The organism is Sulfurovum sp. XGS-02, from assembly GCF_023213175.1.
In the GTDB taxonomy this organism is placed as follows: domain Bacteria; phylum Campylobacterota; class Campylobacteria; order Campylobacterales; family Sulfurovaceae; genus Sulfurovum.
Genome location: NZ_CP093312.1, coordinates 1012606 through 1028866 on the forward strand (window position 1 = coordinate 1012606; position 16261 = coordinate 1028866).

Annotated in this window: 18 protein-coding genes; 10 read left to right on the top strand and 8 right to left on the bottom strand. The window is 41.0% G+C overall.

Features of this window, described 5'->3' with window-relative positions; translation table 11 throughout:
* Positions 1-28 precede the first annotated feature (28 nt).
* On the bottom strand, positions 29-1093 hold the full coding sequence (locus MN086_RS05090) for an AI-2E family transporter (protein ID WP_248576978.1): 1065 nt from the start codon (positions 1091-1093) through the stop codon (positions 29-31).
* Positions 1071-2885 carry a sodium:proton antiporter gene (locus MN086_RS05095; RefSeq protein WP_248576979.1) on the bottom strand — a complete coding sequence of 605 codons (1815 nt, stop codon included), beginning with the start codon at positions 2883-2885 and terminating at the stop codon, positions 1071-1073. Before MN086_RS05095 ends, MN086_RS05090 begins: the two co-directional genes overlap by 23 nt.
* 327 nt (positions 2886-3212) lie before the next feature.
* Between MN086_RS05095 and MN086_RS05100 the strand changes: the two genes are divergently transcribed.
* From MN086_RS05100 to MN086_RS05120, 5 genes are all read left to right on the top strand, one after another.
* A complete protein-coding gene (locus MN086_RS05100) occupies positions 3213-3641 on the top strand; it encodes an NUDIX hydrolase (protein WP_248576980.1) in 429 nt (142 codons plus the stop codon).
* A gap of 9 nt (positions 3642-3650) precedes the next feature.
* Positions 3651-4328 carry a 3-methyladenine DNA glycosylase gene (locus tag MN086_RS05105; RefSeq protein WP_248576981.1) on the top strand — a complete coding sequence of 226 codons (678 nt, stop codon included), beginning with the start codon at positions 3651-3653 and terminating at the stop codon, positions 4326-4328.
* A gap of 4 nt (positions 4329-4332) precedes the next feature.
* Positions 4333-5151, top strand: coding sequence for an SDR family NAD(P)-dependent oxidoreductase (locus MN086_RS05110; RefSeq protein WP_248576982.1), 819 nt, complete (start codon positions 4333-4335; stop codon positions 5149-5151).
* Between the two features lie 74 nt (positions 5152-5225).
* Complete coding sequence (gene mog / locus MN086_RS05115) at positions 5226-5759, top strand: molybdopterin adenylyltransferase (protein WP_248576983.1); 534 nt, start codon at positions 5226-5228, stop codon at positions 5757-5759.
* Positions 5760-5775: 16 nt separating this feature from the next.
* Positions 5776-5985: a hypothetical protein gene (locus MN086_RS05120; protein ID WP_248576984.1), complete on the top strand. Its 210-nt coding sequence runs from the start codon at positions 5776-5778 to the stop codon at positions 5983-5985.
* A gap of 158 nt (positions 5986-6143) precedes the next feature.
* On the opposite strand, the gene MN086_RS05125 is transcribed toward MN086_RS05120, so the two are convergent.
* The 3 genes from MN086_RS05125 to MN086_RS05135 all read right to left on the bottom strand — a co-directional run bounded on the left by MN086_RS05125 (position 6144) and on the right by MN086_RS05135 (position 9327).
* Positions 6144-6830, bottom strand: coding sequence for a rhodanese-like domain-containing protein (locus tag MN086_RS05125; protein WP_248576985.1), 687 nt, complete (start codon positions 6828-6830; stop codon positions 6144-6146).
* 82 nt (positions 6831-6912) lie between these two features.
* Positions 6913-7605 carry a rhodanese-like domain-containing protein gene (locus tag MN086_RS05130; RefSeq protein WP_248576986.1) on the bottom strand — a complete coding sequence of 231 codons (693 nt, stop codon included), beginning with the start codon at positions 7603-7605 and terminating at the stop codon, positions 6913-6915.
* 138 nt (positions 7606-7743) lie between these two features.
* Positions 7744-9327, bottom strand: coding sequence for a SulP family inorganic anion transporter (locus MN086_RS05135; RefSeq protein ID WP_248576987.1), 1584 nt, complete (start codon positions 9325-9327; stop codon positions 7744-7746).
* Positions 9328-9466: 139 nt separating this feature from the next.
* Here MN086_RS05135 and MN086_RS05140 point away from each other — a divergent pair, with 139 nt between their 5' ends.
* The gene (locus tag MN086_RS05140; RefSeq protein ID WP_248576988.1) at positions 9467-10141 is read left to right on the top strand and encodes a uracil-DNA glycosylase family protein; all 675 of its coding nucleotides are present in this window, start codon (positions 9467-9469) and stop codon (positions 10139-10141) included.
* Positions 10142-10143: 2 nt separating this feature from the next.
* Here the strand turns inward: MN086_RS05140 and MN086_RS05145 are convergent, their stop codons facing one another.
* The 3 genes from MN086_RS05145 to MN086_RS05155 all read right to left on the bottom strand — a co-directional run bounded on the left by MN086_RS05145 (position 10144) and on the right by MN086_RS05155 (position 13090).
* Entirely contained in the window at positions 10144-11148 is a 1005-nt protein-coding gene (locus tag MN086_RS05145; RefSeq protein ID WP_248576989.1) for an endonuclease/exonuclease/phosphatase family protein, read from the bottom strand.
* A 376-nt stretch (positions 11149-11524) separates the two neighbouring features.
* Positions 11525-11671 carry a hypothetical protein gene (locus tag MN086_RS05150; RefSeq protein ID WP_248576990.1) on the bottom strand — a complete coding sequence of 49 codons (147 nt, stop codon included), beginning with the start codon at positions 11669-11671 and terminating at the stop codon, positions 11525-11527.
* A 183-nt stretch (positions 11672-11854) separates the two neighbouring features.
* Positions 11855-13090, bottom strand: coding sequence for an NAD(P)/FAD-dependent oxidoreductase (locus MN086_RS05155; protein ID WP_248576991.1), 1236 nt, complete (start codon positions 13088-13090; stop codon positions 11855-11857).
* 147 nt (positions 13091-13237) lie between these two features.
* On the opposite strand from MN086_RS05155, the gene MN086_RS05160 reads away from it, so the two are divergent.
* From MN086_RS05160 to MN086_RS05175, 4 genes are all read left to right on the top strand, one after another.
* Positions 13238-13888 (top strand): EF-hand domain-containing protein, encoded by a 651-nt coding sequence (locus MN086_RS05160; RefSeq protein ID WP_248576992.1) that lies wholly within the window; start codon positions 13238-13240, stop codon positions 13886-13888.
* A gap of 221 nt (positions 13889-14109) precedes the next feature.
* Positions 14110-14403, top strand: coding sequence for an EF-hand domain-containing protein (locus MN086_RS05165; protein ID WP_248576993.1), 294 nt, complete (start codon positions 14110-14112; stop codon positions 14401-14403).
* Between the two features lie 222 nt (positions 14404-14625).
* Complete coding sequence (locus MN086_RS05170) at positions 14626-15561, top strand: methyltransferase domain-containing protein (protein WP_248576994.1); 936 nt, start codon at positions 14626-14628, stop codon at positions 15559-15561.
* Positions 15562-15599: 38 nt separating this feature from the next.
* On the top strand, positions 15600-16160 hold the full coding sequence (locus MN086_RS05175) for a DUF3365 domain-containing protein (protein ID WP_248576995.1): 561 nt from the start codon (positions 15600-15602) through the stop codon (positions 16158-16160).
* Positions 16161-16261: the final 101 nt, after the last annotated feature.

The window sequence follows — 16261 nt, forward strand, 5'->3', positions numbered from 1 at the left end:
CCTTATACATGATTTTATATGCCTTATATCAGGAAGGCAACAGATGTTGAAACGTCTTTTTGTAAATGTTTAAAATCGTATCCAAAAGAGCCGCTATCACCGGACCAATGATGATGCCCAAAGGACCAAAGGAGATAATGCCTCCAAGGATCGATATGAGTATCACCAGGTCGGGCAGTTTTGCATCATTTCCAACGATCCATGGACGCAGAATATTATCAACCATTCCAACAACCAACACGCCCCAAACCACAAGAGCGATACCCCATCCGGTACTGCCTGTAAATAGTAGATATAGTGCTGCAGGCAACCAGATCAACGATGCACCCAATCCGGGAATAGCAGCAAGAAGAAACACAACACTCCCCCAAAATGCTGAACCTTCGATCCCGGCCATCCATAAACTAAGGCCGACCAGTATCCCCTCGACGACTCCTACAATGATAATACCTTTCAGGGATGCCCTGGTCACCATCAATCCTCGGCTCATCACTTCACTCCTATCCTCTTCGGAAAGAGGGAGTAAAGCAGAAAGAGTACGAAGCAGTTGCGGTCCATGTATCAAAAAATGGAACATCGCATAAAACATAATGAACAGACTAATAAAAAAACCGACTGTACCTTTCGTAGCACTGGAGAGACTTGAAACCAACCAGCTTCCCATTGCATTGGTTGCTTCAGAGGCTTTCTTGACAATGGTCTCATGAAAAGGTTCAAGTTTCTCTTTAAAAGGCAGCCATTCGGGTATCTGTTCACCCAATGAGAGATTATTGTCCAAGACCTCTTGTACTAAGGGACGAGCCTTTTTAGTGATCTCTATGGCCTCACCGGTGACCATACCTGTGAAAGCAGCGAGAGGCAAACCGAAAGTCAACGCAGCAATGATCAGTGTAGTAACTGCCGCCAATGATGATCTTTTTTTTAAATGATAAAAGAGTTTGCGGTAAAAAGGATAAAGCAGCCCTGCAAAGATCGCAGCAAGTATCAGTGCGATCAAAAATTCATGAATCATCCCGATAAAGCCCATCAGAGCTATAAAGAGAAGCAGGAGTACAAAGCCTTGCTGAAATTTATTGGGTATCTCTTTTTTCATTGTTTTCCTTACGCTTGTATATCAAACTTGTGATTTTCCATCCTTCTTTTGGCTTGAGCTCATGGTCGGTGGTAAAGAAATGTAATTTTCCATCCGTATCTATTAAGTATAACGGAATAACCTTACTCTCATGTGCTTTTTTATAGGCCTCTATATCGAACTTCTCTGAGAGGGTCGTTGTCTTGATCTCACCGTCACCGTGTAGCAGAGATGAGAGTTTGGTAAATGTCACATCTTCGGTAAAAAGTTGACGCCCGACGATCGTAGAGTGTGATGCTTTGCTCTTCTCAAGTTTCTTACCCTCAGCATTCTGAAGATAATAGATATTTTCGACACCAAACTCAGACTTGAACCGCACAGATGCCAAAGCGTTCAGCGTAGCATGGGGGCTTATGGCCAAGAGACCCCCTATACCTGCCAGTTCCATATTACGGTCGGCATGATCGGATATGACCCGTCCGTAATAGGTATCAAAACCTTCCATTCTTGCATGGTTGACATTTTCCCAATCCGTATCTGCCAACTTTACAGTAAATCCCTGTGCCTTCAGTGACCTGGCGATTTCACGAGAGACTCTGTTGGCTCCAAGGATAAGCATTCCCTCGGGCTCAGCTTCCTGTAGGTTCAACCATTTTGCCAGTGGTCTTGCGCTCAACCCCTGTAACAAAATCGTACCAATAATTACCATGAATGTAAGTGGTACCAGAAGTTTTGCTTCCGTATATCCAAATTCCTCCAGACGTATAGCAAAGAGTGCAGAAACCGCAGCAGCGATGATGCCTCTCGGAGCGATCCAGCTCAAGAAAATTCTGGCACGCAGTGTAAGGTCTGAAAAGAGTGTTGATACCATCACGGAGAGGGGACGCGCAACAAAGAGGATGATCCCCAGCAGCCCCAGTGCCGACCAGCCTATCTCAAGCAGAGCTGAAAGGTCCAGACGTGCAGAGAGGATGATGAACAATACAGAGATAAGTAAAAGACTCAAACTCTCTTTAAAAAAGAGTATCTCTTCTATGTCCACACTTTTAATATTTGATAATATCATACCCATGAGTGTTACTGCTAACAACCCTGACTCATGCGCTATCGCATTGGAGAGGGCAAAGATCACCAATACCAGGGTTAAAGTAAATACATGGTGTAGAAAGTGTGGGAGAAAGTATCGACGTAATAGAAATGAAAGAAGAAAAGCACCTGCCGTACCATTGATGATACCCGTAGCAATGATGGAAGCCAGAGAAAGTGGGATCATCGCTCCGGAATGCTGCAGGGTGATCGTTTTATAGACAAGAACGATCAGTATAGCTACGGCTACATCCAATATCACACCTTCCCAGTGGAGGAAGTTGGCAATATCAGCATGAGGGCGTACCGTTTTCAGCAGTGGCTTAATGACCGTTGGTCCGGTTACCGTCATTAATGCACCAAAAAGTATAGAGAGTTCCCAGGAGAGTCCTACCAATAAGTGTGTGGCTAGAGCAACTATGGTCCATGTGACTAACAAACCAAGTGTCAGAAGCATGTAAAGTGGTCTGGTCAAACCTTTGATCTCATGAAAACGAAGTGTCAATCCACCTTCGAACAGGATAACAGCAACCCCCATCGAGACAAAAGGAAAAAGAAGTTCACCCAACACTGTATCGGGATCAAACAAGCCTGCCACCGGTCCAATCACTATACCAAAGAGAAGCAGAAAAATGATCGATGGCAGTTTAATGTACCAAGAGAGCCACTGGCTCAATATACCAAAAAAGCTGACAAGTGCCAATGTGAGGAGTATATATTCTGTCATAGTTCAAATACCGATCCCTTGAATACATGAAAACCTGAAAGAGATAGACACCCGATACCCACGGTAAAAAGTAACCATGCAGATCGTAGCGTTTTGATACCTACTTTCTTTTACTACAAGCTAATCAATTATATCATAATTTCATTTCTCCATCGAGCTGTCACACAGCAGATCATTATGTGACTTCATTGTTTCGGCACAGTAAAAATAGTGGATTTATAGACATTTTTAGTTAAAATGCTCCTAACTATTCTCACTTAACGGATGAAGTGGGTAAAACTTTATAAAGCTTTTCTATAGACATAGATGATACAAAGGAGAGACTTCATGCCTTTTACACCCAAGACACCTTACCTTACCACAGACGGCATCATCGAGTTGTATGAAGAAGAGAGATTCAAGGGTATCGTACTTATCGAGCGTAAAAATGAGCCTAAAGGCCTGGCACTGCCTGGCGGTTTTGTGGATGTGGGTGAGCGTGTGGAAGAGGCTTTGGTAAGGGAGATGCAAGAGGAGACAAACCTGGAGGTAGAGATAAGCAGACTGCTTGGTGTCTATTCTGATCCGAAGCGTGATCCGAGGTTTCATACGGCGAGCGTTGTGTTTGTAGCACAGGCCCAGGGGCAGCCCAAAGGCGGGGATGATGCGAAAACAGCAAAAGTTTTTGCATTGGAAGAGATACCGATAGATCAACTGGTCTTTGACCATAGTGCTATCTTGAAAGAGTATCTCCGACAGCACAATACAAAGAGATAAAGGTTTCTTTTGCAAAGTAGTTACGATCTGCTGCGTGCCCTTAAAAATATGGGCTATCTCAAAACAGCTAGAGATCCACTCTGGTGGCCGCACAGTGGTACCTTTGAAGTCATCATCGGTGCGATCCTGACCCAGCAGACAAAATGGGAGAAAGTAGAAGCGTCTTTGGCCAATTTAAAAGAGGGTGGGTTGATCTCAATGGAGGCATTAAGTCAAGCCCATGTCGAGCAGATCGCCACACGTATCAAACCCAGTGGTTTTTACAATACCAAATCCAAGAGGCTTCAACTGCTTTGTCAAAATATTCTCAGTGACTTTCATACCTTTGAAAGGTTTCAAAATGAAGTGACCAGAGAGTGGCTGCTTGAACAAAAAGGGATTGGGATGGAGAGTGCGGATTCCATCCTTTGCTATGGATGTGGACGAGAGGTCTTTGTTGTCGACAGCTATACAGCCAGACTTCTTGATGCATGTGGCTACCATTTTGAGAGCTATATGGAGCTGCAGGAATGGATGCAAGAGGGGATCGAAGCAAACTTTGATAAAATAACCCGAATGTATAGCAGCGAAGTGACACTGCATACGCTCTACGCACGTTTTCACGGGATGATCGTGGAGTTTGCCAAAGAGCACATACGGGGTAAAGATGTCGATACAGTAATACTCGAAAAATATATAGAAGGATAACATAGTGGACAACATCGTCATTACAGGATGCAGTACAGGTATCGGACTTGAAACTGCAAAGTATCTCAAAGACAAATTTATTAAGGTCTATCCTACGGCAAGAGACCCGAAAGATGTAGAGATGTTAAAAGCACTGGGTTTTGAACATGCCATGCAGCTGGATGTAAGACACCCTGATGAGATAACAGCAGTGATCAACAAAGTACTCGAAATTGACGGCAAGATAGATGTCTGGTTCAACAATGCAGGCTACGGGCAGCCTGGGGCTGTAGAAGACATTACGATTCCTGTACTGCGTGAACAGTTTGAAACCAATGTGTTTGGATTGCATGAATGTACAAGACAGATCATACCCGTGATGAGAGAGCAGGGGTATGGAAAGATCATTCAGCACAGTTCTGTGCTCGGAATCATCTCTCTGTTCGGACGTGGGGCCTATAATGCAAGCAAATATGCCATAGAGGGACTTACTGATACGCTTAGACTGGAACTTAAAGATACAGACATTTACCCTGTACTTCTTAATACCGGGCCTATAATAAGTCATTTCAGACAAACAGCCGTAGAAAAACTTGAAGCAAATGTCGATATAGAACACTCTGTGTTCAAAGAGAAGTACCTTCAGAGTCTTAAAGAGAGAACACAAAAGAAAGTACCCTTCAAAGAGGGTGCTGACTCTGTCGCAGCGGTAGTCCATAAGATCATTTTAGCCGATCGGCCAAAGCCCCGCTACTATATTACAAAAGCCACATATCTTCTAGGATATTTCAAACGGTTCCTAAGTACTACATACTTGGATAACCTCTTGATGAAGATCGAATAGTGCTAAACGGGATACCAAAAACTCTATTAAAAGAGTTTTGCTATAATCTGCGTAATAAAACAATAGGATAGTATATGGATAAGATAAAAATAGGTGTTGTCACCACAAGCGATAGAGCTTCAAAAGGTATCTATGAAGATATCTCAGGTGTAGCTATTATGGATACAATGAAAGAGTACCTGCTCAATGAATGTGAGTATGAATACAGATGTATACCCGATGAACAGAGCCTGATAGAAACAACACTGATACAGCTTTCACGTGATGAAAAGTGTGACCTTATCGTTACCACCGGAGGTACTGGACCGGCACCCAGAGATGTAACCACTGAAGCGACTGAAAATGTATGCCAGAAGCTGCTTCCGGGTTTTGGAGAACAGATGAGAGCTGTAAGCTTACAGTATGTCCCAACAGCGATACTTTCACGTCAGACAGCGGGTATCTGTAACGGGTCACTCATCATCAATCTACCAGGAAAACCAAAGTCTATTCGTGAATGTCTGGATGCTGTTTTCCCTGCTGTACCATACTGTATAGACCTTATCGGGGGCTCCTTTATGGAAGCAAACGAGGAAGTCATAAAAATCTTCAGACCTAAAGCAAAATAGGAAAATACTAAATAATATGAATGTAGAATTTATAGAAAATAAGATCAATGAGATCATCAAAGAACTTGAAAAAGAGGTCATGGATGTACTCATGGATGAAAGTCTCGATAAAAAACAGACAAATCTCCATATGAAACCTCTAACATCCACCAAGAAGATACTCAATAATGCCTTAGAGAGTATCAAGATGGTTGATAAACTGGGGAAAGAAGAGTTAGATCAATAAACATGACGAACAGTATTATTCTCATACTTTTTGTCTTAAGTGTGTTCCTGTTTTTCTGGGGTATATTTAAAACAGTTAAAAGTCAAAAAAAGATCTTTTTGTTAGCACTTCTACCCTTTTTGTTTCTTATTGCAGGAATGTTCTTTCTTTAAAGCTGTCTACTCCCTTGTGGAGGTCATACCTGCAGCCAGCCATGTCTGCATGCCTCCACGGTACCACTTGATCTTCTCAGCGGGATACCCAATATCAAGAAGGGCTATAATCAATGCCACTGATTGACTGCACCATGGGCCATTACAAAATACTGTCAGAGTTTTTGCTTTAGTAAAATCAAATGTATCATCTTCATTGATCTTTACACCTAATCTCTGTATTTCATGCTCAAATTCGAATTCATAACTTTGACGTTCTTTGAAGTGATGAAAAGGCATATTGACTGCCCCCGGAATGGTACGATAATGATACCACTCCTCTTTACGTCCGTCTACAAGCATCATTGAGTCATTCTCTTGCATCTCTTTTATAAAGGCTAAAACTTCAAGTTCTCCATAGGTATCGATATCTTCATGTAAATGCATAGGGAGAAGTTTGCCTTTGGTACTGACATAAGTGGATTTACATGCGTCAGGTACTTTTGCATTGGCATAGTTTCCAGTCCATAACATCGTATTGCTAATAGGTACTTTTGTACACTCTTTAGGAATATCACGTTTTACAACAACCTGTTTTATCTTACCGTTCGTATCCACAGTTTTTACAGCAACCCCCTCATATTCAAAGCCATGATTTCCGGCTATAATAGAGGAAGTCAATAGCAGTGAGAGTATTGTCGTTTTATAAAACATCATGCATCCTTTTTTGCATGACCATAACATAATAAGTGTAGAAAGTGTGTGTAATGATACGTGAGAGTAGGGTGTTAGAAAATCATTTTCTTGTAGCGGTCAACCCTGCTGCCAACCACTCCTGTATACCTCCGCGGTACCAGTTTATCTTCTCTGCAGGATATCCTATATCAAGTAGCGACAGGATCGCTGTTACAGACAGACTGCACCAGGGTCCATTACAAAATATGGTGATCGTTTTGGCATGTGTAAAATCCAGACTATCATCTTCTTCATTCACAGAAACGCCTAGGTCCCTCATATGCTGTTCAAATTCAAACACATGGTTTGTTGGATCTTTAAAGTGATTAAAAGGCATATTGACCGCACCGGGGATGGTCCGGTAATGATAGAAATCTTCTTTACATACATCTATGAGCATCATAGAATCATCTGTCTGCATCTGTTTGATAAAGGCCAAAACCTCCAGTTCTCCGTAGGTATTGATCTCTGTATCCAGATACATAGGGTATATATGACCGCCAACAGTATTTACAAAAGTAGATTTACATGTTTCGGGTACCTTGGGATTGGCATAGTTTCCTGTCCACAGCATCGTATTGGTAATAGGTATGCTTTCGCACTCTTTTGGAATATCCCGTTTTACAACAGTATGGACACTATTCCCTTTTGCATCTATGGATTTTACTGTTATACCTTTATACTCCAAACCTATCTCTTCTCCCCAGAGAAGAGAGCTGATCATCAATACAAATAGACAGTATTTATAAAACATCCTTTTCCTTTAGTCAACACTAGAGTCATAGAAATAATAGTAGTATATAGAGTATGGAAAGAGTGTGTAACGAAAGAAAATAGATCCAGCATTTTCTACCTATTGGAGATGTAAAATGCTGGCATATAGTAAGATTATTTATACATTGGCCGCGACTTTATATGTAGGGTCATCTTCCTCATAAGTACAGAAAGGACCTGCAATTTTTAACATTTTTTTACAGTCTTTAGAGAGATGTCTGAGAGTAAGTTTTTTACCCGCTTGTTTATATTTATCTGTCAATGCATCGATAGCTTCTGCACCAGAGCTGTCCATGACTCTAGCATCCTTAAAGTCTATGACAACGACGTCTGGATCATTATCTACATCAAACTGTTCATTAAACGAAGTGACCGAAGCAAAAAAGAGTGGTCCCTCAAGCGTGTAGATCTTTCTTCCTTCTTCATCGGTAGAAGTACGTGCAAAGATCTTAGCATGTTCCCAGGCAAATACCAGGGCAGAGATGATGATACCTGCGATCACTGCCACGGCAAGGTCTTCAAGTACAGTGATGATAGTAACAACGATGAGCACAAATGCATCTGAACGAGGCATATGTTTAAGACGTTTAACTGAAGAGAACTCAAAAGTACCGATACTTACCATGAACATGATACCCACAAGTACCGCTATAGGAATGACAGCGATAATATGCGAAAAACTCACCACAAGAATGATAAGCAGTACCGCTGCAGTGAAAGAGGAAAGACGACCCAATCCGCCGGAGGTAAAGTTGATGACCGATTGGCCTATCATCGCACACCCTGCCATACCGCCAAAGAGTCCCGAAGTAGAGTTCCCGATACCAAGGGCGATACACTCTTTGTTTCCAGAACCGCGTTCTCCACCCATCTCATCCAGTACAGAGAGTGTCAGTAGAGACTCTATAAGCCCGACCAGTGCAACGATCAGTGCGGTTGGCAGGATCACCGACATGGATGTCCATGTAAATAGTTCGTTCAGAGGCATGACAAATGAAGGCATAGAGACATTTGATAGGTCTGCAAGATTACCAACCGTTTTGGTATCGATATGCATGAAGTACGTGATCAGTGTCAGTACAACGATCGCTACAAGTCCTGCAGGAACCGCTTTACTGAACTTTGGTAAGAAGTGCATGGTTAACATGGTGACAGCTACAATGATATACATTACATAGTTTTCAGTGAAACTCGCGGAGATGATCTCTATCCAGCTACTGTACTGGTCCATATTTTGGGGTGCTAGGAAAGGAAGCTGTGCCATGGCTATGACAATAGCAAGACCATTCACAAAACCAAAGAGGGCAGGTTGCGGCACAAGACGGATAAACTTACCCATTTTGAGTACACCTATCGCTATCTGTATCAGTCCTGCTATAATGGAAGTCAGAAGAATATAGTGCAATACCATCATACTAAAAGCTTCGGTATCTAGATCCGGGTACATAGACTTTACAGAGAGGCCCAGCCCTACAAATACTACTGCCACGGATCCTGTAGCACCGGAGATCATCCCGGGTTTACCCCCAAGAAGCGCAGTAATAAGCCCGATGATAAATGCCCCGTAAAGCCCGACCACGGGAGAGACACCTGCAATAAATGAAAATGCTATCGCTTCAGGGACAAGAGCAACAGCGACCAATGCACCCGAGAGAATATCATTTTTAATATTTTGTGTAGAATAATTTTGAAGATTAAACAAGAAAGTCCCTTTATAAGAAATTGCCGAATAGTACCATAATAGTCTGGAATGTCTAATTTAACTCTTTTCCTATTGAGGCTTTGATATCCAAAAGTCTTATAATATAATATAATATGATACCGAATAAGAGAGATTGATTATGACATTTGCAGAACATATACTGGATTTTTATTTTACCTTATCAAAAGAACCCTCCCTTCCCAAAGGGGTAGAGGTGATCTATCCTTTCGATAACCCGCAGACTAGAGAGATGATGAAGACCTTTTTTAACAAATACTACAACGATACAAATCCGCGTACTTATCTTGTAGGGATCAACCCGGGCAGACTGGGCTCAGGTGTGACGGGAGTAGGGTTCAGTGATGCCTATCATTTAGAGCATGTATGCGGCATAGCAAACAGTTTTGATAAACGTATAGAACTGAGTGCAGCTTTTATGTTCGAAGTGATGGAAGCCTATGGCGGTGTGGAGAAGTTCTATGGTGATTTCTTTTTTACCACCACGATGCCTCTTGGTCTGCTCAAAGAGGGGAAGAACTATAACTACTATGATGACAAAGAGACCCAGACAAGTCTGGCGCCTTACATCACACAAACACTTTTACAGCAAATCTCCATTCCTCAGGCCAAACCAAAGATCATCTGCGTTGGAACTGGCAAAAACCTCAAGTATCTTGAAGCCTTTAACAAAAAGCACCACTGTTTTGAAAGTATAGAGGTGGTGCCCCACCCAAGATGGATCATGCAGTATAGACGTAAAGAGAAAGAGAAGTATATCGACCACTATATCGATACTTTAAATAGACATCTATAGACTTATATATCCAAAGTCAACTCACTCACCACTTGTGCATGATCGCTTTGGATGCTAGAACCATCTTTATGTGTTTGTAAGTGCGCATCTAAAACCTGGTAGTTGGACACTGTTCCTGCCTTGTGCCTGTTCTCCTTGGTAAAATGCTCTGAAATAAAAATATAATCAAGTACATTCCCCTTACTTTTAAAATAACTTGTAGGTGTTCTTTTCGGCTTTTTTTCTTCCGGGTGAGGGTTGTGTACCTTCTCTTTGTACTGGTAACTTGCATCATATAAAAGAGGTGAATCCTCATTTGTATCATCATGGTATATCGGATTGGTGAGTGCATCTATGGTGAGAGAATACTCTTTATCGTTCAGGTCACACATAAGTACAACAGGTGTGTGTCGTGAACTTTGAATGTCATAGAACAGTGAAGATGCCTCACACAATCTTTGCCTTAGGGCTTTAGACTTCTTTTCTTCCAATAGTTTAAAGACACGCTCTTTTTTCTGTGCCAAGGTGTCCTCTTTTTTAAACACATATTCGAACGCGTTTAACCTGTTTGATTTCAGATGGCATACGTAGACCAAAAGCTCTTTCCCGTTTGGTAATGCGATCATTGCTTTTATAGGGACTCTGGAAAATGTAAAAATATCTTTAAAATGGTGCTTCTCAAGGCTGGAAGCATGGACATCGACACCTTGTATGTTTGCTATAGGGTATTTGGAGGCTATGGCAACGGTGGTAGTTGTGTATTTATTTGGTGTTGTCTGACTCAGCTTTGCATCATCAACGGTTGCAAAATACGTATAACCCAACTCTTTTACAAGTGTTTCTAAAGCCTTTTTAGAAAAGACCTCTTGAAACCCTATGATGTCACAATCCATACGAAGTATTTGCTTTTTTATCCACAACGTTTTTTCAAGCCACTGTCTTTGGTTGTATTTGCCTTTTCGTGTGTAGCACGAATAGGGCGGCTCTACAAACTGATAAAGGTTAAAGGTACCTACTCTTAATTTCATGTTGGAAGTATACACTTTTATTGGAACTTACACTATACGATTTTTATCATACAACATCCCATTTTAGAACATTTTATAAGGTTTTCTGTTGAAGGGGGGGTGAAATATTATACCTTACAAACGTCGCTACATCGAGAAACGTTATAAACTATGTTAGATTATAACGTTTTCATTTTTTACATATAATCTATTAATGTGGCACCTTTACACTTTAGCACCAAGCAAAGCAAGAATGATACAACCTATACTGGAAGCCCATTAAACAATAACGGTTAGCAGATAAGTGTGAAGTTATATATTTATGTAGACTAAGAGAAAATAAAAAAGGCATACCCTAGTTTTAGGATACGCCTTGCTTTTTTTTATTCAAAATATATTAAAATGAACCACCAAGATATGCATCCCAGTGTCCAGAATTATCTGGTATACCTGATCCTGCTTGATCTACTGGTGCAGGGTGATGTGCCATGGCACTTGATGCTAAACCGATTGTTAAAAGTACGATTGCTGTTAATTTTTTCATGTTAATCCTTTGTTTTTGTTTTTATTTTATATATCCATCTAATCAGAAGATTTAGAACCTGCTGATTGAATGACTGTTGAAGTATAAAATAGAAGTGTGAAACTAGTGTGAAGAGATATATAAATTTATAAGGTTTTCTATTTTCTTCTTGGAGAGGCTTACACATTGAAACATTTTCATGTTCTATGATTTTAACATACCTGCCAAATATCCACTGGCAAATGACCATTGTAGATTATATCCGCCGCAGGGACCATCAAGATTCATGATCTCCCCGCAGAAATAGAGTCCCTTTATTTTCTTACTTTCCATGGTATACGGATCGATCTCTTTGAGATGGATGCCTCCACGTGTGATCATCGCCATTTTAAAACCATCATGTCCATTTATAGTAAGTGGTGTCCATGCCAGAAGTCTGATGAGTTTATCTCGTGCCGACCCTGCCTGTTTACCCAAAGCCAGAGCAGGATCAACTTCTGCAAGTTTGCAGAGTTCCAAACTTACAGACTCAGGAAGGAGGGTTTGAAGCAGTTGGAGTGTGTTACGGTGAGGATTTTTGGTCAGTTCCTGCTTGAAATGGTCACGGATCTGCTCTTCATTCATCCCTTTTGTAAAGTTTGCGAGTATAGGTACTTCATCAAATTTACTCAAAAGTGGAGTGATCTCTCTGGAGAAATCAAGGACCACAGGACCGCGTATACCACCTTTGGTAAAGATAAGATCCCCTTTGGCAGAGAGTTTTTTATATTTTTTCATATCAACGTGCATAGCGACCTTTGCTATGGTATCTGCCCTGCAGTTCTCGACCCAGGTCTCTTTGGTCTTAAGCGGCATCATAGCAGGGTAGAGGTCAGTTACCTTATGTCCTACAGACTCTGCCATAGGATAGCCGTCTCCCTCAGCACCCAATACGGGATACCCCAACCCGCCAGTAGCGATCACAACGTGGTCACCCTTAAAAGTATCCGTCACTGTTTTGACTCCTGTCACTTTCTGGCCATCATGCTCTAATATTTCAACCTTTTGTGAACACAACACTTTAACACCAAGGTGCTGCATCTCCTGTTCCATTGCATGAATGATGGTTGAAGAGCTATGGGTGACAGGGAAGACTCTGTATCCATCGGGAGCATGACTCTCCACACCGATCTCTTTGAAAAATGCCATCAGTGCTTTATGGTCCAAAGCATCCAGAGCAGGGGTCATAAAACGTCCATCACGACCAAAACGTGCCATGAAATCTTCATTTGAAAGTGTGTTGGTCAGATTGCAGCGTCCGCCGCCTGTCGCTTTCAATTTTGCGCCTATCTTGGAGAGTTTTTCGAGAAGAAGTACAGACTTGCCTGCACGTGCAGCAGTAATGGCAGCCATCATACCCGCTGCCCCGGAACCCACTACTATGAGATCGTACTTTGACACTGAAGATTCCTTATAAAATAATCAACATCATAACAAAATATCACATAAATCCCTCACCAATTTCACATATAATACACAGAAAATAGTGTACAATAATGCTCTATTCTAATAGAAAAGAACCGATTTACGGGATGAAAGGAAAAAATAATGAAAAATATATTAATGATAGGACTATTGGCTTCAGCAGCATGGGCTGCAGATTTTTCCCATATGAGTACAGAAGAGATGATGAAGATGCGTGGGAGTGTACCTGTGGATGATCGTCCTGCTTTTAGAGAAGAGATGCAAAAACGTATGCAGAGTATGACCCCGGAAGAAAGACAACAATACATGCAGACAAAAAAAGGCATGGGAATGGGTATGGGCAAAATGGGTAAAGGTAACTATTGTACACGTATGCAGCCCACTTTTGAAGAGTATGACCTTAACAGTGACGGCAAGATCACCCAAAGTGAATTGGAAGAAGCACGGTCAAAACGTATGGGCCAGAAGGCCAAAGAGGGCAAAATGTTAAGAAATGCAGGAAATGCCCCGGCATTTGCAGATATGGATAAAAACAAAGACGGATCATTGAACCAAGAAGAGTTTCGTCTCCATCAAATGGAACAGATGAAAAAATGTGTAGGAAAGTGTCCAAGTACCGGTATGGGGCAGGGTAAAGGCATGATGAGAAATGCATCCAGCTTTGCAGAGATCGATACCAATAATGATGGGGTTATAAGCCAAGAGGAGTTCCGTGTACACCAAACTGAGAGAATGAAGAATAAAGGAAATTGTCCATCAGGAAACTGTCCCTAGTTCCTAAACACCGATACTTCTTTAAAGTCATACAGCTGGTATTCTACACTATGATTGGAATACCAGATAAACGTATGACCTATCACGAATGAGCACATTCAATCTTTTCTTGACCTCTTATCAACTTTATTTTTTATAATACACATACTTTACACACTTTGTCGATAAAGTAGGATAATTTCTGATAATTAGGAAATAAATCCAATATCTAAGGAAAAACCATGAAAAAACTAATAATCATAGCATTGTTTGCTTCGGGTGCATGGGCTATAGATCAACCTAGGTTTTCCGATTTTGATCTAAATAGTGATGGCAAGATTACCCAAAGTGAATTGGAAGAAGCGCGTACAGTTCGTATGAAACAGAGGGCTGCAGAAGGCCGGATGCTGAAAAATGCAGGAGAAGCCCATTCATTTGAAGAGATAGATGCCGATAACGATGGATCTATCAGTAGAAAAGAGTTTCTTTTACATAAAACGATACATCATACTAAAGCCTGTGTCACTTTTGGCTAAGATATCATACTAAGCAACAAGGTCATAATGAACAGTCTAGAGTTAATGAAAAGACAAGACTATCCGTAGTGTTGTCTAACCCATTCCCACATTTTGTGGAAATGGGTCATAGAATACAATACAAACAATCTCACCTTTTAAACATCTATGATAAAATACTTCATAATAGAGCGAATAGCTGTGTAATACTAAATAATATTATATGAACAAGGGAGTATCCTTTTGATATTTACTACCCTGTCGATGCAGGATATCATCACAACACTTAGTGTCAAGGCCAAGGGGTGTGAAGCCGGTGAAACCTTCAGTTTTGAAACAGTTGATCCTGATATTGGGGAAGGGTATGCCGGAGAAATATTAGAGATAGCAGGGGAGAGCTACATTTACCGGGGCTATAAAGCATGGACAGATCTGTCAGAACTTTTAATGTGCAAAATGATGACCCCTGAAAAAAGTACCTATCCTCTGGTAAAACTCCATTTCAAAAAGCTAGAGACACAAAGCTCTTTTCATATAGCATCCTCAAGTTCCAAAGAAGAAAAATACGGTGTGGACTCCCATTTTTCACAGATACACAAAATGGAAGAACCGGCATTTCTGTACTACTACACGCAAGCGCTGCAAAATGCCAAGCTCAGTCAAAGAAGATCGATCTTGAACCTCGGTATCAATACAGGTGATGAGTTCAACGTCATCAAAAATAGTTTGGATACACATACCTATGAAAAAATGAAGCTTGTAGGCATTGACCATTCAACATCTGCCATCAGCTGTGCGAAGAGCTCTTTTCCCGAAGAGAATGTAACATTTTATGCACACGATATCAACGACTTGGAGCGTTTAAATCTGGGGAAATTCGATCTGCTTGTAAGCATAGGTACCCTTCAAAGCCCTAGTATCAACTTCAAGCCTTTTTTTATGTCATTGGTGCAAAACTATCTAGAAAAAGATGCGGCTATCATTTTAGGTTTTCCAAACAGTAGATGGATAGGGGGAGAGATGATCTATGGAGCCAAAGCGCCCAATTATACCATGAGTGAAATGTCACTGCTTTTTAATGATGTCATTTTTTGTAAGAAATATTTGCAGCAGAAGAAATTCAGGGTCACACTTACAGGAAAGCAATACATTTTTTTAACTGCTACAAAGATTATTTGAGTAGAATTTAGATAAATTCCAAACGAAAAGGCATCTCTATGAAACTCCAACTAGTTATGGCATCTTTACTCTGTACAGCAAGCATATATGCGTCACCGACACATCTCAATGAAACACAAGAGGGTATCAAGTATATCAAGATGCTTGGCGGTTCACTGAAAAGTCAACTCAAAGCACAACTTCAAGCCGATCCAAGCGGTTTCAGCGCTATAGGTTTTTGTACAGCAAAAGCACAGCTTATTACCAATGAGGTCAATGCACAACTTCCGGATCATGCAAAAGTAAGAAGAACTTCTCTTAGGACGAGAAACAGCATAAATAAGCCTGATATTAAAGATATAGAGGTGATGAAGGAGATCGAGGATTCGATCAAAAATAAAACAGCTACAGCTACGATGATCAGAAAAGTGAACACCAAGGAAACTACACGCTACTATAAACCATTGATAGTAGAAGCAGCATGTCTAAAGTGTCACGGTGAGAACATCTCTCCTGAGATACAAGCATTGATACAGGAATCCTATCCTGACGAGAATGCCAGCCACTACACTTTAGGTGCATTTAGAGGTGTTATCGTTTCAGAGATCAAAAAACGCTAAATCAACTATAAGAGGGGATTTACTCTATCCCCTCAAGTTTCTCCTACATCTTATATTATTTCACGCCAGTCATTAAAAAATATGATAGAATAAATGAGTAT

What these genes read in the sequence shown, in the direction of transcription:
- MN086_RS05090 (WP_248576978.1), bottom strand. Translation starts at nt 1,093, where the DNA reads ATGAAAAAAGAGATACCCAATAAATTTCAGCAAGGCTTTGTACTCCTG.
- MN086_RS05095 (WP_248576979.1), bottom strand. Translation starts at nt 2,885, where the DNA reads ATGACAGAATATATACTCCTCACATTGGCACTTGTCAGCTTTTTTGGT.
- MN086_RS05100 (WP_248576980.1), top strand. Translation starts at nt 3,213, where the DNA reads ATGCCTTTTACACCCAAGACACCTTACCTTACCACAGACGGCATCATC.
- mog (WP_248576983.1), top strand. Translation starts at nt 5,226, where the DNA reads ATGGATAAGATAAAAATAGGTGTTGTCACCACAAGCGATAGAGCTTCA.
- MN086_RS05120 (WP_248576984.1), top strand. Translation starts at nt 5,776, where the DNA reads ATGAATGTAGAATTTATAGAAAATAAGATCAATGAGATCATCAAAGAA.
- MN086_RS05125 (WP_248576985.1), bottom strand. Translation starts at nt 6,830, where the DNA reads ATGTTTTATAAAACGACAATACTCTCACTGCTATTGACTTCCTCTATT.
- MN086_RS05130 (WP_248576986.1), bottom strand. Translation starts at nt 7,605, where the DNA reads ATGTTTTATAAATACTGTCTATTTGTATTGATGATCAGCTCTCTTCTC.
- MN086_RS05140 (WP_248576988.1), top strand. Translation starts at nt 9,467, where the DNA reads ATGACATTTGCAGAACATATACTGGATTTTTATTTTACCTTATCAAAA.
- MN086_RS05145 (WP_248576989.1), bottom strand. Translation starts at nt 11,148, where the DNA reads ATGAAATTAAGAGTAGGTACCTTTAACCTTTATCAGTTTGTAGAGCCG.
- MN086_RS05150 (WP_248576990.1), bottom strand. Translation starts at nt 11,671, where the DNA reads ATGAAAAAATTAACAGCAATCGTACTTTTAACAATCGGTTTAGCATCA.
- MN086_RS05160 (WP_248576992.1), top strand. Translation starts at nt 13,238, where the DNA reads ATGAAAAATATATTAATGATAGGACTATTGGCTTCAGCAGCATGGGCT.
- MN086_RS05165 (WP_248576993.1), top strand. Translation starts at nt 14,110, where the DNA reads ATGAAAAAACTAATAATCATAGCATTGTTTGCTTCGGGTGCATGGGCT.
- MN086_RS05175 (WP_248576995.1), top strand. Translation starts at nt 15,600, where the DNA reads ATGAAACTCCAACTAGTTATGGCATCTTTACTCTGTACAGCAAGCATA.